Source organism: Opitutaceae bacterium (assembly GCA_041395105.1).
In the GTDB taxonomy this organism is placed as follows: domain Bacteria; phylum Verrucomicrobiota; class Verrucomicrobiia; order Opitutales; family Opitutaceae; genus B12-G4.
In genome coordinates, this window is record JAWLBB010000001.1 from 1,065,348 (window position 1) to 1,092,217 (window position 26,870).

Sequence of the window (26,870 nt, forward strand, 5' to 3'; positions counted from 1 at the left end):
AGGAGGTGAACATTACCGAAACGATTCCAGATCAACATGCGGCGGGCATCGAAGCCGTTCGCAGCGATGCCCTTCGCTTCGATTTGTGGGCGGTTGTTTTCGTATTATCGGCCGGCATGTTCGGCTACGAGATTCTGCTTACGCGCATCGCCTCGGTACTACTGACAACCGATCACTTGTTTCTAGTTCTTGCCTTTGCGCTGCTTGGCCTCGCCTTGGGGGCCATTGTTGACTACCATATCGCGGTACGACGGGGACAGGTCGTGAAGAGCCCACCAGGCCTGTGGCTGACCTGGAACGGCGCCGTAATCGTCGTGTCGATCATTGCGTTGGTCAGACTCGGGCCGAGCGGCGGAGCTGCCGTACTTGCGGTATCAGCGGCACTGCCGTTTGCCAGTGCCGGAATGATCTTCTCGCGGTTGTTTCGACTTTACCCCGGGCTGACGGGCAGTCTCTATGGCGCCGATCTGCTCGGTGCCGCCGCGGGTGCGCTTCTCGTTCCGGCGAGTTTGAGTGCGATGGGACCGGTACAGACGATCATACTATACGCGGTGGTTCAGGCAGGCGTGGGAACGGTCTTGATCATCCCGACGAGAAGGGGCCGGTTGGGGTTGATGGCGGCGGCCGTTGCTGTGCTCGCCGGCGGTGTGTTTGTCTTCAATTGGCACGACGGCCTCGTCGGCCCGATTCCGGTCGGGCGCAGTGTAAACAAAGATCTGTATCGTCTTTCAGCGTCGGCGGTGGGTGAAGTCGAAACGGTTGATTCGAGGTGGAGTAATTTTGGTCGCACCGACCTCGTAAGGTTCGCCCGTGAGCCTGATTCGATGTCCATCTTTATCGACGGCGCTGCGGGTACGCCGATGTTTCGCTTCGACGGGGATCTCAGTGCTCGATCGGTCGCGTTGCGCAACGTAAATCGCGCTTCTGCAGGTGCGCTGCCGCTTGCGCTGCTTGAGAGCGATCAGAAGGACAATGCCCTGATTATCGGGCCTGGCGGCGGGCGGGACGTACTCCTGGCTTTGCAAGCTGGCTTCAAGCGAATCACCGCGGTCGATGTCAACCCGCAGATGATCGAGATTGTCAAAGCCAACGAGGCATTTAATGGCGGCCTCTACACAAAGTTCGACAATGTGGATATCATCGTCGATGAGGGGCGTCGGTATCTGAGGGCGAGCAAGGATCGTTACGATCTCATCACGCTGTTCATGCCGATCACCAAGAGCAGCCGCGGACTCAACGCATTCGCTCTTTCAGAAAACTACCTGTTCACAAAGGAGGCGTTTCGCGACTACCACGACCACCTCACTAGCGAAGGAATCGTGCTGATCATGGCCCACAGCATGGAGGAGGCTGTGAAGCTCACGACCACGGCTGTCGAGGCGTTGCAGGCGGAGGGGCTTTCGGTAGGCGAAGCGATGGATCACGTTTACCTGCTTGGATCACACACCATGCCTTACTTCGTGCTCACGAAACGACCGCTCGACGCGGCCCGGAGTGCACAGATTCACGCTCTGGCGCACGCGCCGACATTCGATTCCCGGTATTCCTACGTTCCGGGCGTTGAGCAGGATTGGAGTCCTTTGCCGGTTTCCGCTTCCGCGACCGGTGAAGTGTCGATGATGAACCCGCTACTCTACGATCTGGCGGAGGGAAATTTGCCACTGGGGACGGTCGAACGCGGGCTCGGCCTAAACCTAGTTCCGGCGACGGATGACCGGCCGTTCTTCTCGCAGTTTGGTTTCGGTCCGCCCGGGCTTGTGTTGACGGTACTTTGGGTGTCGCTCGTGACCCTGGTTGCGGCCGTGATTATTCCGGAAAAGCGACTGTGCCGTCGCCTCGTGAAATCGGCGCGAGGATCCGGTGTGTGGCTGCCCGTGTGGTTTGCCGGCATTGGCGTGGGATTCATCGTGTTCGAACTCGTGCTGCTCCAGAAACTCGCGTTTCACCTCGGTGATCCGTCGCGCAGCCTCATCCTGTTGCTGGCATCGCTGTTGATTGGAAGTGGTGTGGGAAGCCTGTTCACCGTTCGGATGGGCGAACGCGGGGCCGTTTTCGCCGGCATTCTCAGTGGTGCCGGCGCGATCGCGATCGCGTTTTTGCTCCCCGTGGTATTCCAGGTGCTGCAGACGGCATCACCCGCCGTAAAGTTGGCCGTCGCGGGCGCACTTTTGGTCGTTCAGGGCGTGCCAATGGGCATGATGTTTCCGATCGGACTGCGTGTGGCCGACCGCACCTTTGGTCCCGTCGCGGTGCCGTGGATGTGGGCGATCAACGGAGCGGCGTCGGTCGTCGGGAGTGCGCTCACCGTTGTATTGGCAATGACCGCCGGCTACAACTGGAGCCTGACCCTCGGGGTCGTCTGCTATGTATTAGCGGCGTTTGCGGCTTACCGAAGCACGCGCTCTTCTTCCCGATCAGGCGGGGAGTTGAAGGAAAATCAACTGGCCGGGAGGTTCACATGATCTCAGCTGCCTCGTGTCGCAGCGAGTTTGAAATCGTAGAGGTATTCCTGACGTGCTCGCTCCGTGTCGTTGCGCACGAGAGGTGTGTGGTCAGTCCGTCATCGCGAGTTGAATGGGAGATTCTATGAATCACGAGAAAATCTCAACACGTGGCGCTAGACAACTGGACTCGATTCGTGAAGAATATGCCGGTATCGCCCGGGTCTACGATTCGCGCTGGTCATTCTACATCGCGGCCTCGACACGCGAAACAATCGCACGATTGAATATTCGGCCGTACGAACGAGTGCTTGATGTTGGGTGTGGTACGGGAATCATGCTTGCCCAGATTGGTCGACGATTCCCGACCGTCGACCTCGTGGGCGTCGATCCTGTGACCGAAATGCTGGCCATCGCGCGGCAACGTCTGGGTGCGTCTGCGCGAGTCGTTCAGGGAGTTGCCGAGAGCCTTCCGCTCCCAGATCGTTGCGTGGACGTAGTGGTTTCCTGCAGTGCGCTCCACTATTTTGACGATCCTACGAAGTCATTTAGAGAAATGAAACGAGTGCTTCGGCCTGGAGGTCAGTTAGTAGTCACAGACTGGCGGCTGGACTATTGGACTTTACCGTTCATCCGAATCTACCTCAGAGCGACCGGAAGGGTTCTGGGACGGATCTTTCGTTCGGATGAGCTGGTAGCACTTTTCGCGGAGACGGGCTTTTCTCAGCCCAAGGTTGCGCGGTATAGGCTGAACTGGATGTGGGGTCTGATGACTGGAAACGCCAGAAAACGCGGCACCCAGAGCGGATGGTCTGAATAGATACTGTGCATTCCTTTCTGAGACTTTTGCTGGGTTCAACTCTCCACCCAAACCTCGCGGATTGGCTTGTCCTGGCTGCGGATCTGGTGGCCTTAGCCACAATTCCGTCGGTACTAGTTCGTCGTCACGGTCGGCCATTGGCCGCGTTGAGTTGGATCCTTGCTTTGTTGACTATTCCTTTCGGTGGTGTGTTCGGATGGTGGCTGCTAGGGCGCACACACTTGCGGCGGAAAACTGCGGAACGTCAGGCCTCTTCAGCGCGAATCTGCAAGGCGTGTCCATTCCCAGTTTCGACCGTGAAAGAGCTAGACAGCGATTTGCGTCAAATGCTTCCGTTCGCCGTTCAGGGTCGACGCTGGAAAGAGGGCGTATTTCCTCCTGCAAGCGGAACAGGAATTCAAGTGTTTGGCGATGGCCTTCTGGCTTTTACAGCAATGGAAGAGGCCATCGATAACGCCCGCCATGAGATTCGACTGTTGTTCTATATTTGGAATGTCGACGAGACCGGGAGAAGATTCGCCAAGAAGCTGATCGAGCGTTCAAGGTCGGGCGTCAGCATTCGAGTGCTTTTGGACGGATTTGGCTGTCGTCCGTTTCTGAGGATCCTCGCCCCATCGATGCGCCAGGCAGGAATAGAGATCGAGTCTTTTGCGTCTCATTTCTGGACACCGACCTGGAACTTTCGGAATCACCGCAAGCTTCTTCTGGTTGACGGGAGTTCCGCCTTTACTGGCGGAATGAACATTGGTTCCGAGTACGAGCTGGATTGGCGCGATCTGATGCTCGAGTTCCACGGGGCCGTTGTTTACAATTTGGATGACGTATTTCGTGAGGACTGGGGATATGCCTGCGGTCGAACCTTGGATAGGATTCGTGGGGGGCTGGCCGAGGTATCCGATCGTCAAACAGGTGTTTGCACGGTCGTGGCCAGCGGTCCCGATCGATCAAGGAATCGAGTTCACGACGGCTTTTTCCTTTCCATCTCCAGTGCGCGAGCTCGGGTGTGGTTGTCCAGCCCGTATTTCATTCCTAGCCCGCCTATAACGGCTTCGCTCTGTGGTGCCGCGCAGAGAGGAGTTGATGTTCGGCTGCTCTTGCCGCATCGCGGCCAGTTCGACCTTCTCGGTCTGGTTGCCCAATCCTATCTTCCGGATCTCATAGATGAAGGTGTTCGCGTCTTTGAGTACCTGCCACGTTTCCTGCACGCCAAATCGCTTATCGTCGACGATCGCATGGCATTTGTCGGGAGCGCGAATACAGACTCGCGCAGCTTCCGGCTGAACTTCGAACTCGGCTGCTTTATTCAATCCCATGAGGTCAATTCGTCACTTTCTGAGCTGTATGAGTCGAACCTTAGCGAAAGCGTGGAGATTAGGGCAATCGACCTCGCGTCCAGACCGATATGGATGACGTGCATGGAGTCCGCAGCCCAACTCTTGAGCCCACTGCTCTAGCCATGAATCGTCGCGAAAGGGAAATTCTGGATTATGTGGCGATGGATCAACGCGGTTCGACTCCGGCAATCGTTGTCACCTGTTACGACTTCTTCGACCGACTCTTCCCGGAATGTGGAATCGATGACTTCACGGAGGGAATCTACTGCGGCGACCCTTCGCTGCCCTATGAAGAGGCGCAACGTAACCAGCACGATTGGCTGCTCGATCGGGCCGAGTGCGTTGCTGGTACCGTCTTACTTGACATTGGTTGTGGAAGCGGAAGCTTGCTCGAACATGCTCGTGAGAGAGGCTGCGGTGCAGTTGGGATAAACGTCTCGCCTCGGCAGGTTGTTCGGTGCCGCAAGCGAGGCCTCGACGTTCGTCTTCTCGACTATCGTTCAATCGGCCAGGAATGGAATGATCAATTCGATGCGATCATCGCAAATGGATCTGTCGAGCATTTCGTGCAACCTCGCGATGTGTTGGAGGATCGAGCAGATACGATCTATGAGGAGATGTTCAGACTCTGCCGTCGGTTGCTGGACCCGGCCTCGATGTCACGACGACTCGTTACGACCATTATTCACTTTGATCGATTTGTGCCTGATCCTCGCGAGCTTCTCCGCAGTCCGTTCAATTTCGATTGGGGATCGGATCTTTTCCATGCAGCTCTACTGGAGAAGACCATGGGCGGATACTATCCTGTGGAGGGACAACTTGAGCGATGTGCGCAACCCTTCTTTGACTTGATTTCTCAGGAGGACGGGACCGAAGACTATCGAAGGACCTCGGAGGAGTGGTTGGCGAGAGTGCGTCGAAACCTACTTTCCTTCAGTCGAGGATGGGGTATTTGGAGAGATCTTCTGCCGTTTGTAGTGCGTCACCCGAGCCAGAGTCTGCTTTCACTGCTTCTTCTATCATCGGAGTCGTGGCAGTGGCAGTTCCGGGGGAAGCGCCCGCCAACGAAGCTCCTGCGGCAGACTTGGCGTGCACGTTGAACCTGACCAGCGTAAGAGTGGCGGAGATGCGCTTCGATCTGCCGACATTGGGGATTTGTTAGTGGATGAGTCTCTCCCATTTTCCGTCTGTCTCTTTCTGAGGGAAAATCGCGCGGGATTCGTTGAATCAGAAATGGGGTTTCTAGAATTTTTCGTTCCGGCATTCAAAGGGATTGGGGTGATCTTTGGGATCCTCTTTCTTTGTCTCTACACCGTTCTAGCGGAACGAAAGATCTCGGCCTGGGTTCAGGGGCGGCGGGGGCCCAACCGAACGACCTTGCCCGTCGTTGGTTCGATTCCCGTAATAGGGCGATGCATAACCCGGATGGGGATGTTTCAGCCGATGGCAGATGGAGGCAAACTGCTCTTCAAGGAGGACTTGATCCCTGGTCACGTGAATAGGTTCTATTTCGTGATCGCTCCAATTCTGGCGTTCATACCGGCTTTGATCGCGGTTTCGGTGGTTCCCTTTGGACAGTATATCAGTGCGACCACTGGGACGGTCCGGACGCTGATACTCACTGATATCGATGTCGGAATTCTGCTGGTCTTTGCCATTGCGTCATTCGGAGTTTACAGCCTGATTTTAGCTGGCTGGTCATCAAACAGTAAGTACCCGCTATTGGGTGGCATCCGCGCTGCAGCGCAGATGATTTCATATGAGATGGCAATGGTTGTTTCTGTAATTCCTGTTTTCTTGTGGGTCAACGGTCCCGGTGGTGCCGGCACGCTGAGTCTTGTCCGAGTGGTCGAGGTGCAGGAAAACTTCTGGTTCGCCATATGGCAGCCCATGTCGGCCCTGATCTTCATTATCGCGATCTTTGCCGAGACGAACCGGCTCCCCTTCGATATGCCGGAGTCTGAGACAGACCTCGTTGGGGGATACCACACCGAATACGCGAGTTTCAAATTCGGCCTGTTTTTCGTTGGCGAGTATGCCAATATGTTGATTGGTTCCTGTTTGGTCGTTCTGTTGTTCTTTGGTGGTTGGCATCCGCTTCCATGGATAACTTGGAATGAGGTGGCGGAGTGGACGAACCTACCGTTCTGGTTCAGTGGGATTCCGGGTGCTTTGGTCTCTTTGATTACCTTCATGGCCAAGACATTCCTGATGCTGTTTCTTTTCATTCTGGTGCGATGGACACTGCCGCGCTTCCGTTACGATCAGGTTATGCGAATAGGCTGGAAGGTCCTGCTTCCGGCCTCGATCGGAAATCTCGTCTTCAATGCGGTGCTCATCGCCATGATTGACCGCTTCTGGAATTAGCCTCGAAAGCCATTTCTGGTCTGTTGGTGGAGTGCTTTTCTGCGCCTTTCTGAGGGATTGTCGGTTTGCAGGCGTTAAATTGAAGGAGACTCAATTACGAATGCTAAAGAACGAGAGCAGACAAGAGAGCGGGAAGTCCGCATTTGGCGTGCCGGCTTGGATGGACTGGCGCCCGGTGCGGTTGGCTATTGGAGAGGTGTGGGTTGACGAAATGGAGGGTGTGATGGGGCGACGAACATTTAGTCACTTTGTTATCAGGGTCTGCGCGGTGGCCTTATCAATCCTTGTTTTTTTCTCTCTTCCGGCCCTAGGGGTGCAGCCAGGCGGTGCTTTTTCGTTTCTCGCCTTCCTTCTGCTCGCCTGGCCCCTTTTGGTTTTTGAGTACGATGAGGAGAGGGACTCCATGAGGCGTGCGTTCCGCCTCGCTCGCATCGCCCACAGGGAGGAAGGATCTCGATGAAGATGTTGTTCCATCACATCCTGATGTGTGGTTTCCCACTAATTCTTCTGTTCCTCCTGCCGGCTTTCGGCGTGAGCGCGGGGGTCACCTTTACTCTTTTCTTCATCCTCATGTTCGGTGGACACATCTTTATGATGCGAGGCCATGGTGAGGGAGACGACGAAACTCAAGACGATAACTCTGGAAAGGAGAGAATTGATGAAACTTAATCCTAAAGGTCTGGGCCTCGCATTTGGTGTAGCGGCCGTGTTTTTCTATTTGGGTTGCATTCTGCTCATGACCATTGCCGGACGAGGCGCCTTGGTCGTGTTTTTCAATGCCCTGTTGCATGGTCTGGACATCGGCCCGATCTTGAGTGCGAAGGTCAGTTTTTGGATGACCATTCTGGGGCTGGTTAACACGTTTATTCTTAGCTGGCTCTTTGGCGCCCTGATCGCGGTTGTCTACAATGGTGCCAACCGACGGATTACCACGGGTCCCTGAAGGTCCACCCATATGTGACGGCAGCAATTTGCTGGTGATTCCTTGTCCCATGACACAACAAACAGCCTGGATGGCTGGAACCTAGGATCTCCGATATTCGAACGAGATATTCGCCTCACGAAACGCCGACATTCCAACAATGAAGCACAAGATCGAATCCGATGAATTGAAGACGGTAGGTTCGTCGACAGGCGAACACACCTCGATTGGCCATGGTCATGTCGAACAGACGGCGGCTCACAGACATATCCATACTGACGGGGTGAGAAAAGGCGCCCCTACGGCGGACAAGCCGGTAGCGGCTCGCTACTACTGCCCCATGTGTGAGGGAGTCGAAAGCGATCGTCCCGGCAATTGCCCCAAGTGCGGAATGAGACTTGAGGAAAACCCCGCCTTCAAGACTTCGGAGGGCAAGCGGATTTGGACGTGTCCGATGCATCCGGAGGTGAGGGAGGATAAACCAGGGGCCTGCCCGAAGTGCGGGATGGACCTGGAGCCCATCGATGCCACCGGGGAGGGCTCCAATGAAGACGAGGCGGAAATCCTGGCGCTGAGGCGTAAGTTCTGGGTTGGGCTCTCCTTGACCGTGCCGGTCGTGTTCCTCGCCTTCGATGACATGATCCCTGGGTTGTCCTTTGAGAGGTTCGTGCCGACGGGTGTCCAGGGTTGGTTGGAGCTGATACTGGCAACCCCTGTCATTTTCTGGGCAGGAGGGTTCTTCTTTACCCGAGCGTGGGCTTCAATCGTCAATCGAAGCCTGAACATGTTCACCCTGATCGCTCTTGGAGTGGGAGCCGCCTACGGCTTCAGTCTGGTGGCGCTGCTTTTTCCCCATGCCTTTCCTGCCTCGTTTCAGAAGGGTGGAGAGGTTGGTTTGTATTTCGAGGCGGCAAGCGTCATCACTATCCTGATCATCCTCGGCCAGTTCTTGGAGGCAAAGGCTCGCAGCGGTACCAATCAGGCGATCAAGAGCCTTCTGGGGCTGGCGGCTAAGACCGCTCACCGGATTATTGACGGGAAGGAAGAAGAGATCGCGATTGATGAACTGCAGAAAGGGGACCTGCTTCGTGTCCGCCCCGGAGAGAAAATCCCCATCGATGGCGTCATTATCGAGGGAAAGAGCACCATTGATGAATCGATGATCACCGGTGAGCCCGTTCCAGTTGAAAAGACCAAAGGCGAGAAAACAATAGGGGCCACCGTCAATCAGACCGGAAGTTTCATCATGCGAGCGGAAGCGGTGGGTGCCGAAACCATGCTCTCGCAAATCGTGCAGATGGTGGCGGATGCGCAAAGAAGCCGGGCTCCGATCCAGAAACTTGTGGATAAGGTCTCAGGGTATTTCGTCCCCACGGTTGTCAGTATAGCGGTTTTGACGTTTGTCGTTTGGAGTGTCTGGGGGCCGGAACCTGCATTGGTCTATGCTTTGGTCAATGCGGTCGCGGTTCTCATCATCGCTTGCCCGTGCGCTCTTGGTCTGGCGACTCCGATGTCGATCATGTTCGGGGTCGGCAAAGGGGCGCAATATGGCATTCTGGTCAAGAATGCAGAAGCGATCGAAGGCGCAGGCAAAATCACCCACCTGATAACCGACAAGACCGGCACTCTGACCGAGGGTCGGCCGGAAGTGGTGGAAATAATCACCTCCCCAGGAGTGGCGCAAAACGTGCTTCTTAGAATAGCGGCCGCTGTCGAGGCACAGTCTGAGCATCCGCTGGCGCGTGCAGTGGTAAAACGCTCCGAGGCCGACGGATTGGAACTCCCGCAGATTTCGGAATTTGAAAGCATCACGGGGGGAGGGGTAAAGGCACGGGTCGACGGATCCGATGTCCGAATCGGGAAGCCTGCATTCCTCAAGGAGAGCGGTATCGAGATGTCGGAAGAGTTGCTTACCCGAACCGGCAATCTCCAGGAGCAGGCAAAGACCGTTATCTGGGTTGCGAGAGACAACCAGTCACTGGGAATCATCGCAATCGCAGATCCGATCAAAAAGACCACCCCGGCCGCAATCGCGGCTCTGCACGAGATGGGGGTGAAGGTCATTATGTGCACCGGAGACAATGCGAAGACTGCTGAAGCAGTTGCGTCGGAGTTGGGAATCGACGAGTTCCGCGCGGAAGTCTCGCCAGAGGACAAACACAATTTCGTGAATGAACTGAAGGCGACCGGCGCCCGCGTTGCCATGGCAGGGGATGGAATCAATGACGCTCCGGCTCTGGCTGCTGCCGATGTCGGTATTGCCATGGGCACGGGAACCGACGTCGCGATTCAGAGTGCCGGCTTGACGTTGGTGAAGGGTGATCTTCGAGGAATCGTAGGGGCGCTGAAACTCAGTCGTGCCGTCATGCGAAATATCCGGCAGAACCTGTTTTGGGCCTACATCTACAACTCGCTCGGGGTGCCGATTGCGGCCGGTGTTCTTTATCCATTCTTCGGAATTCTTCTCAGCCCGATGATCGCAGGTGCAGCGATGTCGTTCAGTTCACTCTCGGTCGTTCTAAATGCCCGCCGTCTGACTCGGTTCAAGTTCTGAACCCGGCCGAAACCTGGAAGTTACTTGAGGATTTTTTTATGGAACAGTATGTAGGCCATTCCGGCGCGTGGGCCATCGCCCTGATTGTTATTGTCCTGGCGTCGTGGTTTCTTTATCGCTATCTCGCACCCAAAACCTGGAGAGAGTGGGCCAGTGCCGGCGTTGTTCAGGCCTTCATCATCGCTCTTTATGCGGAAATGTACGGCTTTCCGCTTACCATCTACCTGCTTGTACGGTTCTTCGGCCTGGATCAGACCTATCTGAATGCGAGCCTTTGGGCTACTTTGTTGGGCCTGGGAGCGACCGGCATGATGATTTCCATGATCGTTGGATACGCGATCGCATTTCTTGGCATCGGAATCTTTATCGAGGGTTGGCGAGAACTCCATAAGGCTCGGCAGGAGGATCGTCTCGTGACCGATGGTCTCTATGGGCTGGTGCGCCATCCGCAATACACTGGGCTCTTCATCGCTATCTTCGGCGAAGGCATCGTCCACTGGCCCACAGTGTTTTCTGTCGCGCTGTTTCCGGTAGTGGTGGTGGCTTACGTGCTGCTTGCTCGCCGGGAGGAGCGAAAAGTCCTGGAGGAATATGGTGATGAGTATCGGGACTACCAACAGCGTGTGCCGGCATTCATTCCGCAGTGGGGGAAATGGCGCACGGTGTTCGATATGGCCAGAGCAGCCATTGTTCGCCGAGATTGAGGCGAGTCGGGTGGGGCGAACCGTAGGGATGAACTTCCCGGTGCAGACGCCATGCTCTGTTGAAGTCGGACGATCGTAAGCGCCCACCCCGACCAGTCGCAGCAAGCCGCTTCTGCTGAAATTATGAGGGAAGCGATGGTTTCCGACGTTCAATGTGATGGAGGCGATCCTCCCAAGTAAATGCGTTATCCAAACAATATGAAGAAGACAATCCTATCAGTAACTGCGGGAGTCATCGCTCTGACCATAACAGCTGGCGTCTATGGCGGCGATCAGGCCGCCTCTGCGTCCACGCCTCCGCCCGCGAAAAGCTCGGGTCCGGCTAAGGCCCCACCTATGGATTCTGAAGCAGCGGCCCTGGCCGCGTATCCGATGACGGTCTGCGTTGTTTCTGGTGATCCTCTTGAGGGCGCCGGCATGGAGCCCTATGACTACGTCTATAAGACGGAGGGAAAACCGAACCAGTTGGTCCGGCTATGCTGTAAAGACTGCCTGCGGGACTTCAAAAAAGACCCGGAAAAATACCTCGCGAAGATCGAAGCGGCAACCGCCAACAGAGTTGCGGAAGCCAAAGCCAGCGAGAGTGTCCATTCGGGACACAATCATTGAGGCAGCCTTTGCAGGTCTGGCTTTGGGTAGGGCGAGTCATCTTGAGTCTGATTCACCGGCCGAGACCTTAGTGTGTTTGAAGTCATGATCGAACTGTTCGGCAGGGTCCATCCGCTCTTGGTACATTTCCCGATCGCGTTACTACTGATTGCCGCTGGGCTTGAAGTGTGGCGCTTGAAGGCGGAGTCTTTGGTCGTTGCGCACTTCGTTCTGTTGACCTCTTTGCTCGGGGCATTTTTCTCGGCTGCTGCTGTTGCGACCGGGTGGGTGTTCAGCAACGAATTCCATCGAAGCGACACCGCTGCTTTGCTCGCCCAGCATCGTTGGCTTGGTTTTGCCACTTTGATTCTGGCCGTTGTCACTGCCGGAGTGGTCTGGCGCTGGAATCGACCCCCGAGCAACAGCCAGAAGTGGATTCGGCGCCTTCTAGTCTGGGCGACTGCTGCGATATTGGTTGCGGCAGCCCATGTTGGCGCGATGGCGGTTTGGGGAGACGACTTTTTCTCCGGCTGAAGCGGATTCACTCCGAGCGACTCGCTCTTGTGTAAGCCGGAAGTGTGCCCTTCGGCTACTGGCCGGTTTGCGTCGTCATCGTCAGAGACAAGGGGAGAATCGATATTCTCGCTAAGTTATTTCGAGGGATTTGGAACTTCTCCGCGTTTAACTGGGTATGCGCCGTCTAGAGTCCTTGGTCTTCAAGCGCCGGACCTATGAAGTGTCCATGCGTCCGCCCCACAGAACTGAACCCTGATTCCATGCAAACATCCTACCCCTCACGAGCCCTGATCAAGTATCGACTCCTGACTGTAATCTTCCTTTGCGTCATTGGGTTCAATTCCTATGCGCAGGCCGCGGACTCAACAAGCGATGATCAGCTTCGAAAGGAATACGATGAACTCAAGCAGACGGTCCAGCTCCTGAACGAAAAGCTTCAGAGCCTTGAGGCGAAATTAACGCAAGTGGAGGAGAGCGAACCCCAGGCAGTTCAATCCCAATCCAACCTCGATAATGCCTACTCTGGTGACTCGATCTACCACATCGCGGGTTATGCAGATGCCGGATTCTATGGGACGGACGGCGGTGACGGGAGTTTCGCCACCGGAAGCTTTGCTCCGATTTTGCACTACCAATACAAGGACCTGGTCCTTTTTGAGGGAGAAATCGCCTTTGTGATGGAGAGAGGTCCGAACGGTGAGACCCTGACGGAAACTGAGATCGAGTACATGTCGATAGACCTGTTTCTGAATGACTATGCCGCGCTGGTCGTCGGAAAGTTTCTGAGTCCTATTGGGCAGTTCGTCCAGAACCTGCATCCTTCGTGGATCAACAAGCTCCCATCGGCTCCTATTGGTTTCAGCGCCGGACATGGAGGGTCGCAAGCGGCTCCTGTTGCAGAATTTGGAATCCAGCTGAGAGGAGGAGCACAATTCTCTGAAAGGCGACTCAATTACGCGCTTTATGTCGGAAATGGCCCTGCGATGTTGGTTGAGGAGGGGGATGATGGCCTCGAGATCGAGGGGATTGACACGACAGGTCGACTCAGCTCTGAAGGGACCTATTCGACAGGTGGCAGGATTGGGTTTATTCCTCTCCCGGATTTCGAAGTCGGTCTCTCGCTAGCCGTAGGTGAGGCATCTGTTGCTGAAGCGGCCGGGCACGGAGACGAAACCATGGAGCCGGATGAGGGAGATGATCACGATGAGGCACCAATCAACAATCGGGATTACCTGGTCTATGGATTTGACTTCTACTATTCTCCCCGCGCCTTCCGGAGCCTCGCGGTCCGAGGTGAATACGTCCGGACATCCTTGGGCAATGGTCAATTGGGCGAAGCAGACCCCGGCGAAAGCGTCTGGGAGGCATGGTATGTTCAGGCATCCTATCTTTGGGAGAAACGCAAACTCGAGCCGGTATTGCGGTACGGACAGTACAACGATCCTCACGGGGAGGAAGCCACTCAATGGGCGATGGGTGTGAACTATCTCTTCTCCAACAACTTGATCGGGAAATTCGCCTACGAATTCAACGAATCAAATGAGGAGGCCGGCGCTGCTAATCAGTACGGGGTGCAACTGGCGTATGGCTTCTGAGTCGAGTGCAGATCCCACGACAGCATCCACGAATCATCCATCCCTGAACAAAATGAAGAGAATCTACGCAATCATCGTCGTCTTGGGCCTCGGCTACATGTTGACAGCAGGTGTCGCATCAATCGCGACGGGCGCCTCTTCGCCAGATCAGAGCAGAAAGGAAGAGACCCAAGGAGACTTTATCCGGGGTGCCCAAGTTTGGGCGAATAATTGTACGCGTTGTCACAATATCCGAGGTCCGAAGGAATTTAACGACCAACAGTGGAAAGTGATTGTAACGCATATGCGTGTGCGTGCCGGACTGACGGGTCAGGACGTCCGAGATGTCTTGGCTTTCATGCAACAGAGTAACTGAGGGCAAGATGAACCAACACATCCAACTAGCTGTCCTCGCGGGACTGGTCGCCGTCGCTTCATCCTATGGGGCCGAGCCCAATATTGACCAGGGCAAGAAGGTTTACGGGACCACTTGCATTGTATGTCACGGGAAAGACGGGAAAGGTACGATCCCCGGGGTCCCCGATCTTGCCGTTAAGAACAGCCGTCTTATGCAGGACGAGAATGTATTGTTTGAGCGTGTTCGAGACGGATTCCAGAGCTCAGGGAGTCCGTTGGCCATGCCTCCGAAAGGTGGGAACCCGACACTGACCGATACCGATATCCGTGATACTCTGGCCTACATGCGTGACTCTTTTCCGAAGAAGACAGGGAAGAAGTAGCAGGGATCAGCTCTGACTTTGATGCCTATTCACGATCCTGATTTGTAGCTTAGAACGAAGGGTTCTTGATCAGTGCTTACCCATTTAGAGCAGCAGGCTCCGCTTAGTTGGGAGACGTTCGCGGAGGGACTCTGGAAAGAGAATCCAGTATTTGTGATGGTGCTCGGTTTGTGCCCGGTTCTCGCAGTGACCAATATGGCAATGAATGCCCTCGCCATGGGACTGGCGACGACTTTCGTTCTTATCTGTTCGGGCGTTTTGGTTTCCCTTCTCCGCCGGCTCATTCCCAATCAGGTGAGAATCGCCTGCTACGTGATCATAATTGCCACTTTCGTCACGATCGCGGACTATGCCATGCAAGCAATCAGCCTTGAGATCTCCCGAGCCCTGGGTGCGTTCACCCAGTTGATCGTGGTCAATTGCCTTATTTTGAGCCGAGCCGAGGTCTACGCATCTCGCAACCGGGCGCTGAGTTCGTTCTTAAACGCATTGGGGATGGGATTGGGATTCACCTTTGCGTTGCTTTGCTTGGGCGTTGTCCGGGAGGTCCTGGGTAGTGGATCGCTGTTCAATTTTGATCTATTCGGTCCCAGGTTTCAACCATGGGCGATTTTTGCGCTACCGCCAGGTGGATTCTTTGTCCTGGCGTTCTGGTTGTACCTCTTCTCGGCGATTCGCAAATGGAGAGGCACGTTAGCTGAACACCCAGTAGGAGAGGGAGGATGCAGTCTGGATCACTGATTTCTGTCTTCCTGGACGCCTTTATCATCAACAACATCGTTCTCGCGATGTTCTTGGGGATCTGCCCGTTTCTCGGCGTATCCGGAAAAATAAGGACAGCCTGGAACATGGGCCTGGCCGTCATCCTGGTCATGCTGATCAGCTCAGCGAGTGCTTACGGCATCAATTGGCTGCTTGTTCGCTTCAATCTGGAGTTCCTCCGGCTGATCAGCTACATAGCGGTGATAGCCTCCGCCGTTCAGCTTGTCGAGATGGTCATCAAGAGGTTTAGCCCAGCACTGTTTCGGGCACTGGGCATTTTTCTGCCTTTGATCACCACAAATTGCGCGATCCTCGGGATTGCCTTGTTCCAGACCAACCGTGAATACAACTTCCTGCAAAGCGTGGTTTTCAGTTTGGGAGCGGGATTCGGATTTACCCTTGCTTTGCTTCTGATGGCCGGATTGAGGGAGAAGCTGGAACTTGCTGATGTTCCCGATCTCAGCACGGGCGCCGCTTTGAGTTTGATGCTGGCGGGTTTGCTTTCACTTGCCTTTATGGGGTTCGCCGGTCTGGGAGGCAGCTAGCCCTGGACCGTCAACGCAGTGGTGAAAAGAGATCGAGATCCGTAGTTGCTCGCTTTAGGCAATGTCGGGAGAAAGGCGCATTCTTCCTTGAGCGGGTTCCCGCCGCATCTCAAACTACGTCGGGTCAGACAGCTGCGGGTTCTGCAGCGCTCACCGTGTGGGTGCGGTCGCAGGTGGTTTGTCGGAAGCGGCCCGTGTACCGGCACGATTACGCACTTGAGTGCGCCCTCATGCAGAACACGGGCCGCCTTTTGCCATGCGGTTGGATTGAATTCGTTGGGTGATCTAGCTACGATTTGAGTTTCACCATGAACATACACTCCTCGCCAGCTTCATTGACGTAGGAGACCTCAGTATGCGACCCGCTCTTGGATCGGGGACCATGGCGGACAACTTTGGATTTCATCTTGCAGGAACCGCATGTAATCTCTTCGCCCTCCTTACACAGGTCCATGGCCTGGTCAGTGCTCTCAATTGTCAAAACGGTTACACTCGAACATTCGGTGCAGACCATGCCGACGGAGTCTCCGGGTTTGAGTTTCGCGAATTCTTCTGTCGTTTGAAGCGGCGGCGCGACGTAGGTTTGTTTGCTGCGCGGAGCGGCGTTCGTGGTTAGTGCGGACGCGAGCAGAATGCTTGTGAACAGAACGGAGTATACGGATTTCATTGGTGGTTTTGGCTGAGCTTCAGTTGAGTGTGGGTCGACCGAAATTGTTCGAACTCGGTTTCGGTCAGACACACTTAAAGAAATGGATGGGCCTAAAATCCCTACTCAGGCCCTAGGACGGTTGAAGGCGGTTGCGGGGCGGGATTTATCAGGGGATTGTTGAAGTATCGAAAGTAGTCGGAGTCAGCGCCGAGTATGAAAGTGGTTTGATTCTGAAGAGACCGGGTGTAGCTCTCAAGTGTACGGAAGAATGCGTAGAATTCAGGATCGGCTCCGAATGCCTCGTTGTAGATCCGAGTTGCGAGTGCGTCGGCTTCGCCCCGAATGACCTCGCCAGCCCTCTTTGCTTCGGAATTGATCTCAGCGAGTAGTCTTTGTGTTTCCCCGTCGATTTCGGCGGCACGGCCTTGGCCTTCTGATCGGAATTGCTCAGCGATTCGTTGTCGTTCCGCGATCATCCGTTCGAAGACGCGTTGTTCGACCTCTACGACGTAATCGACACGCTTGATACGGATATCCACAAGTTCGATCCCATAGTCAGGCATTTGCTTGCTTGCCTGTATGAGGATGGAGCGAACCAGCTCTTCCCGTCCAGTTTGGACTCTCTGAAGGAGGATTTCTTCGTCTTCCTCACCGGCTACTTGTGCACGTGCGAGGTCTTCCTCCGAGACATCCCAGTCTTTTGAGCGTACGATTTCAACCAGATCACTTGCAGACACATAGTCGCGAACAATGGAGTCTAGGATATCATTGAGGCGCAGGGTCGCTCTGCTTTCATTTTGTACCCGCTGTAGGAATTTGAGCGGGTCGACGATCTTCCATCGAGCGGTTGTGTCGACCGAGATGAACTGTTCACCTCTTGTAGGAATCTGATTGGGTTCACCGTCCCATTCCAGAAGACGCTTGTCGAAACGCCGAATGTCTTGTATATACGGGGTCTTAAAGTGTAGGCCTGGTGTGGTAATAGGTTCCCCGACTGGAGCGCCGAATTGAACCACAATAACCTGTTCGGCTTCATCGACGGTGTATAGGGATGCCTTTAAAGTCAGGAAGGCAGTGATGGCAAGAATTCCGCCAATCACGATATAGGTTGTGGATCGGGTCATCGAGTGGTTTTTGGGCTGAGAGTTGATGGCGTCGCCCCACCTATATTTAGGAACGGAATCGGTGGAAGTTGCCGGTCGCCAATGAAATAGATGCTTTCGGAGGTGGGGAGAACCCGGTCGATCATCTCAAGATAGAGGCGACGGCGAGTCACATCGGGAACTTTGCGGTATTCTGCGAGGATGGCCTCGAACCGGGCTGCTTCGCCGCGTGCTCCGTTGACTCGCTCAAGCGCATATCCTTGCGCTTCGGCGATTAGCTGTTTCGCTTGGCCCTCTGCGCGCGGTATCACCTGATTCCGCCGCTTTTCAGCTTCATTGACGAGCCGTTCCCGCTCTTGTTCGGCTTGATTGACTTCATTGAAGGCTGGCTTGACCAACTCAGGGGGCGTCACATCCTGAAGCTCGATCGTGCTGATTTGTATTCCGACATCAAATCGATCGAGGATCTCTTGCAGTTCAATTCGCGCAGCGGTTGCCACTTCGGCGCGCTTCTCGGTCAGAACGTCGCTTCCAAGACTGTTTCCCACGATGCGTCTCATCACTGCTTCGGATGTGTCACGAAGGGTCTGGACCGGATCACGAGCACGGTGCAGATATTTGTCTGGATCACCGATTCGGAATTGAACAACCCATTCGACATCGATGACCTTGAGGTCTCCCGTGAGCATAAGGGACTCGTCGCGGTTGGAACTGTCCTTTTGATACCGGGTTCGTTCACCGTCTCCGGTCGTTCGAAACCCGAACTCCTCCTTAAGGACTCGGGCGGTTGGCACGGTTCGAATCCTGTCGATACCAAATGGAATCTTGAAATGGAGCCCAGGTTCCTTGATTCCGATGACCTTGCCGAATCGTTTCACGACTGCTTCCTCTTCTGGTTGGACGGTATAAAAGCTGCTGTAGGCACCGATCGCGGCGAGTAGCAGTAGTGGAACAGTTAGAATAAAGCCGCGATTCTTTCGCAGGTTGTCTAGAATCTCTCTGATCTCGGGATTGATGGGTCCTTGGGGCATGATGGGTAGGCGGGATGCTTCCTGTTGTGAACGGCAACGTATTCCTGACCATCTCGTCAGAGTCTATTGGGAGTTGTGGCAGATGGTGTTATCCTAGTTCAACGTAATCGGCCCCCCTGATCCCTCGGAAATTCTCTTCGGCATATTCAAGATACGATATAGCAGAAGGTCACCTGTTCCTCCAACCGCAGGCACCAACCCAATGTGGCTTTGTGGTGGGGTAACGGCCAGGAGAACGTGATTCAGGAAATTCGTCCATTTGGGCCTCTTTTCTTGAGGGAAAGAGAGTGTGGTAGCGTTAAACCGTATGAACCGATTCTAAATCCGCTGATGAACTTCCCCCACGAGACCAATCCAGAAGACGACTCCCATCAGGTGCGGATTGCCTGCTTGTTTTCAGATGCCCGTACGTTCTCTTCTGCTGAACGTCAGATTTGTGCTCTCGGTATTCAGATGAAAGGAGCAACTCGGGTGACTACAGAATGGATTCCGGTTGCAGGTCTAGGCAAACGAACTGGATCACAACCGATCACGAAAGCACTCGCCGAGGCCGACATGCTTTGGATTTCGATTCGGACGGACTCAGAATTGCCACAGCCACTTATTGAAGCACTTGCGCTGTGGAACGAAGGAAATCGTGGCAGGACAAGTGCCATAGTCGCGCTGCTTCATATGCCGGTTCGCCAGATGGGTTTCGCCTCGTCCGTTGAGTTGGAACTGCAGAGTCTTGCCCGAATCCACGTCCGGTCGATCTTCGTACGGAGGCTCGTCGAATCCGGCGCCATTTTCGAAGAGGACCCGAGATTCGTATTCCCAACACCGTCTCGCGAGAATCTTTTCCACCGACAGGAGGTCAGAAACCGAACGAGCAGCAACCCTTGTATCGCCTGACTCCAATCTGTCTTCACCGATTCCACATGAAAGAAATCAAGGCATACATCCGACCCATTGTGATCGAACCTGTTATTCGTGAACTCGAACATGCAGGCGCAAGGGACATGACCATCATCCGAGTCGATGCTTTCAGTACGATGTCCGACGGGGCCACGGATCGTGACCATTTCTTTCGAAAGTACTCAAAGAAATATTCGGCCGTGGCGAAGCTAGAACTTGTATGCCGTAGGGATGATGCACTCAAATTTACCAAAATCATTAAGGACTTGGCACATACGGGCGCCCATGGAGACGGTCGGATTTTTGTATCTGACGTCAACCAAGCAATCAACGTCCGATCAGGCGTAGAAGGCCCGGAGGCTCTTTGATTCACCGTCTTTTGGTTGATTCTTTGTGAAGCATACAAATAGATCCAAAGTCACCACCTCTGTGAGAATTGTCAGATTCGGGAAATTGGGTCCGGGAATGTGGGCCACCGCTATGCTCTTTTCCGTTTTGGGCCTCTCAACGCCATTCGCGGCGGTTCTCGACGAGTCGACGGAGGTAGTCTCACAAGGTTCGGATGAAGGGCCGCCTCGCTTACCGGATCTCTCCGCCGCGTCTTCCCTGGAGGACTACATCGCCTATGCTGCTCTCAACAATCCCGGTCTTGCGGCGGCGTTCAACCGGTGGAAAGCGGCAGTAGAGAAGATTCCCCAGGTCAGGGCCCTTCCGGATCCGCGGCTGAACTACGGTTACTTCATCCAGGAAGTCGAAACTCGGGTCGGTCCACAGGAGCAACGAATTGGTCTGTCGCAGATGTTCCCCTGGTTTGGGAAGCTCAAACAACGGGGGAATGTTATGAGTGAGGCCGCAAGTGTCGCCGAAGCGCAGTTTGAGGCGACCAGGCTTCGAATCTTTGACGAAGTGAAGCGCGCGTACTTCGAACTCTACTACTTGGGGCGAGCGATCGAAATCACCACGGAGAATATCGAACTGGTGTCGTACCTCGAAGAAGTGGCGCGGGTGAAGTATGAGTCAGGAACAGCTCTTCACGGGGATGTTATAAAGGCCCAGGTCGAACTCGATCAACTACGAGATAGACTTAGCAGTTTTCAAAATGTGGCGACCCCGTCGAAGGCGCGGCTCAATAGCCTTCTCAATCGACCTCTGAACTCGGAAGTGTCGTTTCCGATTTATCTGATAGCGGAGTCGATCGGAGGTTCAGCCGAGGAACTCGCGGAAGTGATGCTCAGAGAAAATCCAGAGCTAAGGGGCCTTGATGCGGCTATGTCGAAGGAGGAACAGGCGATATTGCTGGCAAAAAAAGATTACTATCCGGACATCACTGCCGGAATCGACTACGTCTCTACGGGAGCCACCCGAATGCCTGGAGTTGAGGACAGTGGGAAAGATCCCATTATGCTTGGTCTTTCAATCAATATCCCGATTTGGCGTAAGAAATATGATGCAGGGGTTGCTGAAGCTAGGAGAAATCTGCGGGCTGTTCAGTCAGAACGTCGAAATCGACAGAATCAGCTCTCAACCGATCTGGAATTGGTGCTATTTAGGCTGAAAGACGCAGAACGAAAAATCGCTCTATATAGGGATTCGTTGATTCCTAAAGCAGACCAGAATCTACGGGTCACCCAACGGGCCTATGAATCGGGCAAGGTTGAATTTCTCTCTCTCATGGATTCTGAGCGTCAGTTGTTAGAGTTTCAGCTGAATTTTGAGCGTGCACGAGTGGATCGGGAGGAAGCGATTTCCAGTCTTCAAAGGCTAACCGGGACTGTTGTGGCGCATATCAACAGTCCGAAAACAGATTGAGGTTCATGAAAACAGAGAAGAATTTTGTTCAGGACGCCAAGCGTTGCCGGGCATTTGCGTTCATCGCTGCACTCTTGGCTTTTGGAGGAATGTACGGTAGGGCTCAGCACGCCCACAGCCCATCGGCTGGCGAAAAAGACAAGCCAATGGAAATGAACACGATGGGCGTGGAAGCCGGAGCTCCCGGTCACGCGATGGAGAGTGATCAGCGGTCGGAGAAGGTAGGGGTTCATGGACGAAATCCGGTTGTCCTTGATCAAAGGCAACGGCAATTGATCAATGTCCGGACAACCCCGGCCACAATGGGCCCTGCTGTGGTTGAGCTCCGAACGGTCGGAATCATTTCTTACGACCAGACGGCGATTTCAAATGTCAATACTCGGATCATGGGATGGGCGGAAAAACTCTATGTCGACAAACCTGGTCAGTATGTTCAAGCAGGCGCGCCGCTTATGGATATCTACAGTCCTGAACTCTATTCAGCCCAGTCAGAATACTTGTTGGCCTATCGTCACTGCGAGCGGCTTGGACATCTTGAGCCGGCGGGAGCCTCCCAGGATCGGTCGGTTGCGTGGCAGCAGAGCATGAAGGATTCGGAAACCCTGCTAAATTCAGCGAGAAAGCGATTGAAGCTTTGGGATGTTACAGATGAGGAAATCGACGCCCTGGAGGAGTCGGGTACACCGAGTGACACCGTTCAACTGCGGGCACCGGCGACAGGATATGTCATCGAGAAGAACATTGATCCAGCGCAGATGGTCCGACCGGGAATGACCCTCTATCGGATCGCGGATCTTTCCACGGTTTGGGTTAATGCGGACATTTATGAGTATGAGTTGCCGCTGGTCGAGGCGGGTCAGAAAGCCGTGGTTACAACCATTGCACAGTCGGGCCGGGCCGTTCCGGCTACGGTGGACTTCATTTACCCTTACTCTGACAGCCGGACGCGGACCACCCAGGTCCGTCTGGTCATGGACAATTCGGATGGGCGGCTCAAGCCCGACACCTATGTGAATGTCGAGATCATGATCGACCAGGGAGAACGTCTCTTGATTCCGGATTCTGCGGTCTTTGACACGGGAACCCGGCAATACGTCTTTATCGAGGAGTCTGCCGGCTTCTTTGTTCCGCGAGCCGTCGAACTGGGTGCAAAGGTAGGCCGAATGTTTTCCGTTTCTGGAGGCGTAATGCCCGGGGAGTCGGTGGTCGTGGATGGTAACTTCCTCCTCGACAGCGAAAGTCAATTGAGTGCTTCCGGCAGCGGCGGCTCACATAACCATTGAGTTCGAGAAACGTGAAAAAAGGACCAGAAGATAATCGGCCGCGACCGTTGGAAGAGTCGGATTTTTCGGTTCCGAGCTACCCGGAAGCATCGTTTGTAGAGCGAATTATCGGGTGGTGTGCGAACAACCAATTTCTTGTGCTGGTCGCGACGGTCTTTCTGATCGTGGCTGGAGTGATCGCTGTCAAGCGTATCAACCTTGATGCCATTCCGGACCTGTCCGATGTGCAGGTGATTGTCTTTACGGAATGGATGGGAAGGGATCCCCAGTTGGTCGAAGATCAGATCACTTACCCAATTGTAAGTGTTCTTGCGGCTGCCCCGAACGTCAAATATGTCCGAGGTCAGACCTTCTTCGGGCTTTCGTTCGTGAATGTCGTCTTTGAAGATGGCACAGACATGTATTGGGCGCGGTCCCGCGTGCTCGAATACCTGAACCAGGTGATGGGGGATCTTCCTCCTGGTATTCGACCAACACTTGGACCGGATGCGACTGGGGTGGGCTGGGTCTACGAATATGCTCTGGTCGACCGGACTGGACAGAATAGTCTGGCCGACCTGCGGTCATTGCAGGATTGGACTTTGCGCTATTACCTTCAGAACACGCCGGGGGTGGCGGAGGTGGCGAGTATCGGAGGGTATGTTCGGGAATATCAAGTAGACGTCGATCCGAATAAACTGGTTGCCTACAACATACCGCTTTCGAAGGTCGTCGCGGCCATCCGTGATTCAAACAACGACGTTGGAGGCCGGGTGATCGAGTTCGGCGAGACCGAATATATGGTGAAAGGGGTGGGCTACATTAAGGAGATCACGGACATAGAGAAGATCTCCTTGGGGGTCGATGCGGATGGGACGCCGATAACTGTGAAGCAAGTGGCAAATGTCCACTTCGGACCCGATCTGCGGCGCGGCGTCTTGGAGTTGGACGGTGAAGGAGAAGCTGTCGGTGGGATCGTTATCATGCGGTATGGTGAAAACGCACTGACGACGATCGAGGCAATCAAAGCCAAGTTGGAGGCAATTAAACCGTCACTTCCTCCGGGTGTCGAGATTGTGACGGGCTATGACCGATCTGATCTGATCATTCGTGCGATCGACAACCTAAAATGGAAACTGATCGAGGAAAGCATCGTTGTCAGTCTGGTCTGCATTATATTTCTCTTCCACCTGAGAAGTGCGCTCGTAGCGATTCTTGTTCTGCCCATCGCCATTCTGCTCTCGTTCATCTTGATGGCCGCCATGGGCGTCTCGTCCAACATCATGTCGCTTGGAGGTATCGCAATAGCAATTGGTGCGATGGTGGATGCGGCGGTTGTGATGATCGAGAATGCTCACAAATGGCTTGAGAGGTGGAACCATGCCCGGGCGAAGCGAAACAAAGAGGGGGACGACGCCCTGACGCCGGGTGAACGCAGTGTGGCGAACCTTACACGATTGGAACTGATGGTGATGGCGGCTCGTCAGGTCGGAAAACCTCTCTTCTTTTCGCTTCTGATCATTACGGTTTCCTTCTTGCCGGTGTTTGCACTGGAAGGACAATCGGGCCGCCTGTTCAAGCCGCTTGCCTACACGAAGACGTTTTCCATGTTCTTCGCTGCGCTTCTTTCGGTTTCTATCGTCCCAATCCTGATGGTTTGGTTTATCCGAGGGAAGATCTTCCCGGAAAACAAACATCCAATCAGTCGATTCTTCACCTGGGCTTACCGCCCGTTTCTTGCTTTCGTACTACGATTCAGATGGATCACCCTTTTGGCCGCGGCTGTGGTCCTGGGAGTTACTTGGATCCCGTTTTCCCGGATTGGCTCAGAGTTCATGCCTCCCTTACGAGAAGGGACGCTTCTGTTTATGCCGACCAGTGTTCCTGGGATTTCGATCACTGAGGCAAAGGCTCTGCTCCAGCGACAAGACGCCATTATTGCATCCCACCCTGAAGTTGAGCGGGTCTACGGAAAGGCGGGACGTGCACGCACTGCAACCGATCCGGCTCCACTCTCTATGACAGAGACGGTTATTACCCTAAAGCCCGAAGACGAGTGGCGGGAGGGGATGACCTTTGAGAAGATCAAGGAGGAACTCGACGAGATGGTGCGGACCCCGGGTGCGCCGGCGATCTGGTGGATGCCAATTCAGACCCGAATTGAGATGTTGGCTACAGGAATACGGAGCCAGATTGGTATCAAAGTCCTCGGACCGGATCTGGCTGTGATCCAGGAAGTCGCCGTGAAGATTGAATCCGTGTTGAAAGGAGACCCAAATACGGCAACGGTTTTTGCCGAGCGGGTCACTGGTGGTTACTATGTGGATTTTGAGATCAAGCGAGATGAGATTGCCCGGTATGGCCTCACTGTCGGGGATGTTGAAATGGTCATCGAAACGGCGATTGGCGGGAAGACCATCTCTACCACAGTAGAGGGACGTGAACGCTACCCGATCAATGTCCGATACGCTCAGGAGTTCCGGGAGGATCTGCCGGCGCTTCGACGCGTGCTCGTCCCCACCCCTACGGGCGCTCAAATTCCATTGGAGCAACTTGCCGATATCCGGAAAAGGACGGGGCCGCCGGCGATTCGAGATGAGAACGGAATGCTGGCGGGCTTTGTTTTCGTCGATACCAAGGATATCGATCTGGGTAGCTATGTCGTGCGGGCGAAGGAACTCATCGCAGACAACGTGGAGATGCCTGCGGGCTATTTCCTCCAGTGGGGTGGTCAATACCAGTACATGCAGAAGGCGCGAGAAACGCTTCAACTGGTTGTCCCGGCAACGCTATTGATCATCTTTGTTCTTCTTTACCTGAACTTCCGCAATCCTGTGGAGGTGTTTATTGTCCTCTTGACGCTGCCCTTCGCTGCGGTCGGCAGTATCTGGCTGATGTGGGGACTGGGCTATAATTTCAGTGTCGCTGTGGCGGTTGGATTTATTGCCCTGGCTGGTGTGGCAACCGAGATTGGCGTGATCATGATCGTGTACCTTGATGAGGCGTGGCAGAATCTGCTCAAGGGAAACCGGCGCCCCTCTTATCATGATCTGTCAATGGCGATTCGCGATGGTGCTGCCCAACGCGTTCGTCCGGTCATGATGACCTTTTTTGCCATCGTTGCCGGACTTCTTCCCATCATGTGGAGTCACGGAACGGGTTCACTCGCGATGAAGCGGATAGCGGCCCCGATGGTGGGTGGAATGGTCAGCACGACCATTCTCACGCTCTTGATTGTTCCGTTGGTCTATTTCCTTTGGCGTTCTCGTGCTGTCGAGGCCCCAACCATACGAGAACGATCAGGTCACATCGTTCGGAACACCGCGATTACCCTGGGAATCGTCCTGCTCGGAGTAGGGGGATGGTGGGGCTGGAATTCCATAGCCGGCACCTCCGGGCCCTCTCATTTGATTCTGACTGAGGAGATCGGACCGTACCGCCTCAACCTCTTCGGCGATAAGGCTAAGCTTAGCGTAGGCGACAACAAGCTCCGGGTTGAAGTGGTAAACGCCGCTTCGGACGATCCAGTTGAGAATGGGGCTGTCTGGCTCGAATTGCGGATGGATATGCCGGGCATGCCGATGCAGGCGACCGCTCAGTTGGAACTGACTGATGATCCGGGGGTGTTCTCGGGCTTTATCCGTCCGAGTGGTAGCGGGGAGTGGCACGGCACGGTAGGGGTGCGAGTGGGCCAAGTTCAGAACGAGACAGGATTCACGATCAATGTAGCGCAGTGACCCGGGCGAATTCCCCGGGGGGCATTAAGTAGTCGCCGTTCGTTTGTAACCCGGCTTTTTCGTTGGATTGACGAGAAAGAGTTCCGGTCGGGATTTATCGAATTCGGCACATGAGCCCGATGGATGCATCGGGTACGTCGTGTGTGCAAAATGGCACATTTCGGCTCAAAGTGGAGTAGCGATGAGTGGCGACGGATACGTGTAACTCATTGGTTTTAAGCATCCGAGCCGAGTATCACACACTGAGGGTCGGACAATTCTTGTTTTCCAATCCCTCGGTGGGTAGGTCGGGTTTCACGGCGTAGGGGCTGTGTCTAGCGGGATTTGGGCAGTAGACCCGCTCGGTCTTGCTGGCACCTGTTGAATTGGATCCAAGGCGGTCCCATGAGGATTTCTGATTCGTCGCGGCGGCTCTCAGCGATCAACTCCTCCTGCTCGAACGAACGTGAATCTCAGCGAAGAGGGGTGCCTGAACACGTCTACTGAGGAAATTTCCTGCCTTTTCGAAGATGTAGGAA

Annotated in this window: 22 protein-coding genes; 20 read left to right on the forward strand and 2 right to left on the reverse strand. The window is 54.6% G+C overall.

The features are described 5' to 3' along the window. Positions 1-5: 5 nt before the first annotated feature. The 15 genes from R3F07_04165 to R3F07_04235 all read left to right on the forward strand — a co-directional run bounded on the left by R3F07_04165 (position 6) and on the right by R3F07_04235 (position 15,867). A complete protein-coding gene (locus R3F07_04165) occupies positions 6-2,462 on the forward strand; it encodes a hypothetical protein (protein ID MEZ5275559.1) in 2,457 nt (818 codons plus the stop codon). 124 nt (positions 2,463-2,586) lie between these two features. Continuing rightward, positions 2,587-3,261, forward strand: coding sequence for a methyltransferase domain-containing protein (locus R3F07_04170; protein MEZ5275560.1), 675 nt, complete (start codon positions 2,587-2,589; stop codon positions 3,259-3,261). 86 nt (positions 3,262-3,347) lie between these two features. Further along, positions 3,348-4,715, forward strand: coding sequence for a cardiolipin synthase (cls, locus tag R3F07_04175; protein ID MEZ5275561.1), 1,368 nt, complete (start codon positions 3,348-3,350; stop codon positions 4,713-4,715). 2 nt (positions 4,716-4,717) lie between these two features. After that, positions 4,718-5,695 carry a class I SAM-dependent methyltransferase gene (locus R3F07_04180; protein ID MEZ5275562.1) on the forward strand — a complete coding sequence of 326 codons (978 nt, stop codon included), beginning with the start codon at positions 4,718-4,720 and terminating at the stop codon, positions 5,693-5,695. Positions 5,696-5,828: 133 nt separating this feature from the next. Continuing rightward, complete coding sequence (locus R3F07_04185; GenBank protein ID MEZ5275563.1) at positions 5,829-6,962, forward strand: complex I subunit 1 family protein; 1,134 nt, start codon at positions 5,829-5,831, stop codon at positions 6,960-6,962. A gap of 658 nt (positions 6,963-7,620) precedes the next feature. After that, positions 7,621-7,905 carry a DUF5676 family membrane protein gene (locus R3F07_04190; GenBank protein ID MEZ5275564.1) on the forward strand — a complete coding sequence of 95 codons (285 nt, stop codon included), beginning with the start codon at positions 7,621-7,623 and terminating at the stop codon, positions 7,903-7,905. Between the two features lie 139 nt (positions 7,906-8,044). Continuing rightward, positions 8,045-10,438: a copper-translocating P-type ATPase gene (locus tag R3F07_04195; GenBank protein MEZ5275565.1), complete on the forward strand. Its 2,394-nt coding sequence runs from the start codon at positions 8,045-8,047 to the stop codon at positions 10,436-10,438. A gap of 38 nt (positions 10,439-10,476) precedes the next feature. Next, on the forward strand, positions 10,477-11,142 hold the full coding sequence (locus R3F07_04200; protein MEZ5275566.1) for an isoprenylcysteine carboxylmethyltransferase family protein: 666 nt from the start codon (positions 10,477-10,479) through the stop codon (positions 11,140-11,142). Between the two features lie 198 nt (positions 11,143-11,340). After that, on the forward strand, positions 11,341-11,751 hold the full coding sequence (locus tag R3F07_04205; protein ID MEZ5275567.1) for a hypothetical protein: 411 nt from the start codon (positions 11,341-11,343) through the stop codon (positions 11,749-11,751). Between the two features lie 84 nt (positions 11,752-11,835). After that, on the forward strand, positions 11,836-12,264 hold the full coding sequence (locus R3F07_04210; protein ID MEZ5275568.1) for a DUF2231 domain-containing protein: 429 nt from the start codon (positions 11,836-11,838) through the stop codon (positions 12,262-12,264). A 242-nt stretch (positions 12,265-12,506) separates the two neighbouring features. Continuing rightward, positions 12,507-13,841, forward strand: coding sequence for a hypothetical protein (locus R3F07_04215; protein MEZ5275569.1), 1,335 nt, complete (start codon positions 12,507-12,509; stop codon positions 13,839-13,841). Positions 13,842-13,893: 52 nt separating this feature from the next. After that, positions 13,894-14,196, forward strand: a complete 303-nt coding sequence (locus tag R3F07_04220; GenBank protein MEZ5275570.1) for a cytochrome c — start codon at positions 13,894-13,896, stop codon at positions 14,194-14,196. 7 nt (positions 14,197-14,203) lie between these two features. After that, entirely contained in the window at positions 14,204-14,560 is a 357-nt protein-coding gene (locus tag R3F07_04225; GenBank protein ID MEZ5275571.1) for a c-type cytochrome, read from the forward strand. A 72-nt stretch (positions 14,561-14,632) separates the two neighbouring features. After that, positions 14,633-15,301, forward strand: a complete 669-nt coding sequence (locus tag R3F07_04230) for an electron transport complex subunit E (protein ID MEZ5275572.1) — start codon at positions 14,633-14,635, stop codon at positions 15,299-15,301. Further along, entirely contained in the window at positions 15,283-15,867 is a 585-nt protein-coding gene (locus tag R3F07_04235) for an RnfABCDGE type electron transport complex subunit A (GenBank protein MEZ5275573.1), read from the forward strand. Before R3F07_04230 ends, R3F07_04235 begins: the two co-directional genes overlap by 19 nt. 768 nt (positions 15,868-16,635) lie before the next feature. Here R3F07_04235 and hflC read toward each other — a convergent pair. Beyond that, positions 16,636-17,640, reverse strand: a complete 1,005-nt coding sequence (gene hflC / locus R3F07_04240) for a protease modulator HflC (protein ID MEZ5275574.1) — start codon at positions 17,638-17,640, stop codon at positions 16,636-16,638. Continuing rightward, on the reverse strand, positions 17,637-18,650 hold the full coding sequence (gene hflK / locus R3F07_04245; protein MEZ5275575.1) for an FtsH protease activity modulator HflK: 1,014 nt from the start codon (positions 18,648-18,650) through the stop codon (positions 17,637-17,639). Before hflK ends, hflC begins: the two co-directional genes overlap by 4 nt. A 330-nt stretch (positions 18,651-18,980) precedes the next feature. On the opposite strand from hflK, the gene R3F07_04250 reads away from it, so the two are divergent. The 5 genes from R3F07_04250 to R3F07_04270 all read left to right on the forward strand — a co-directional run bounded on the left by R3F07_04250 (position 18,981) and on the right by R3F07_04270 (position 26,352). Continuing rightward, a complete protein-coding gene (locus R3F07_04250) occupies positions 18,981-19,541 on the forward strand; it encodes a hypothetical protein (GenBank protein ID MEZ5275576.1) in 561 nt (186 codons plus the stop codon). 26 nt (positions 19,542-19,567) lie between these two features. Then, on the forward strand, positions 19,568-19,912 hold the full coding sequence (locus R3F07_04255) for a P-II family nitrogen regulator (GenBank protein MEZ5275577.1): 345 nt from the start codon (positions 19,568-19,570) through the stop codon (positions 19,910-19,912). Between the two features lie 112 nt (positions 19,913-20,024). Further along, positions 20,025-21,353, forward strand: coding sequence for a TolC family protein (locus R3F07_04260; GenBank protein ID MEZ5275578.1), 1,329 nt, complete (start codon positions 20,025-20,027; stop codon positions 21,351-21,353). A 5-nt stretch (positions 21,354-21,358) separates the two neighbouring features. After that, a complete protein-coding gene (locus tag R3F07_04265) occupies positions 21,359-22,636 on the forward strand; it encodes an efflux RND transporter periplasmic adaptor subunit (GenBank protein ID MEZ5275579.1) in 1,278 nt (425 codons plus the stop codon). An 11-nt stretch (positions 22,637-22,647) separates the two neighbouring features. Continuing rightward, a complete protein-coding gene (locus tag R3F07_04270; protein ID MEZ5275580.1) occupies positions 22,648-26,352 on the forward strand; it encodes a CusA/CzcA family heavy metal efflux RND transporter in 3,705 nt (1,234 codons plus the stop codon). Positions 26,353-26,870: the final 518 nt, after the last annotated feature.